This window comes from Streptomyces sp. SID4985 (assembly GCF_009863025.1).
Lineage (GTDB): Bacteria > Actinomycetota > Actinomycetes > Streptomycetales > Streptomycetaceae > Streptomyces.
Map to the genome: position 1 here is coordinate 1 of NZ_WWIR01000057.1, position 644 is coordinate 644.

Annotated in this window: 1 protein-coding gene; it reads left to right on the forward strand. The window is 68.5% G+C overall.

Features of this window, described 5'->3' with window-relative positions:
* Positions 1-381 (forward strand): acyl carrier protein (locus tag GTW40_RS02320; RefSeq protein WP_237525293.1); only part of this gene is annotated, 381 nt, incomplete at its 5' end.
* Between the last annotated feature and the right edge of the window lie 263 nt (positions 382-644).

A 644-nucleotide genomic window follows, 5' to 3' on the forward strand; every position in this document is an offset into this window, starting at 1 on the left:
TTCGACTCCCTGACCGCCGTCGAACTCCGCAACCAGCTCGGCACCGCCACCGGACTCCGGCTGCCCACCACTCTCGCCTTCGACCACCCCACCCCCGCGGCCCTCGCCGCGCACCTCGGCACGGAGCTGGCACCGGCGGAGGCGTCCGCCGACCTGGGCGTATCGGCCGTCCTGAAGGACATCGACCAGCTGGAGGCCGCTCTGCGCGCGGCGTTTGCGGACGAACGGCATCCCCATGAGCGGATCGCCGCACGGCTACAGGAACTCCTGACCCTCACCCACACGAACGACCCCGACGGCGCCCGCTCCTCCGACGCCGACGAGGACCTGGAGTCCGCGACGGACGACGAACTGTTCGCCCTCCTCGACGAACTCGACTGACTCCGACGACTCCGACGACTCCGATGACTCCGACGACTCCGATGACTCGGACGATTCGGACGACTCGACCGGTCCGACCGAACCCGAACCCGAACCCGACCTGCCATCAACCCCATCCCAGAGAGTTGAGAGCACGTGGCTGACGAGGACAAGCTTCGCGACTATCTCAAGCGAGCCATCGCGGACGCGCGTGACGCACGCCGACGCCTGCACGAGGCCGAGGAGAAGGCACACGAGCCGATCGCGATCGTGGGGATGGCGTG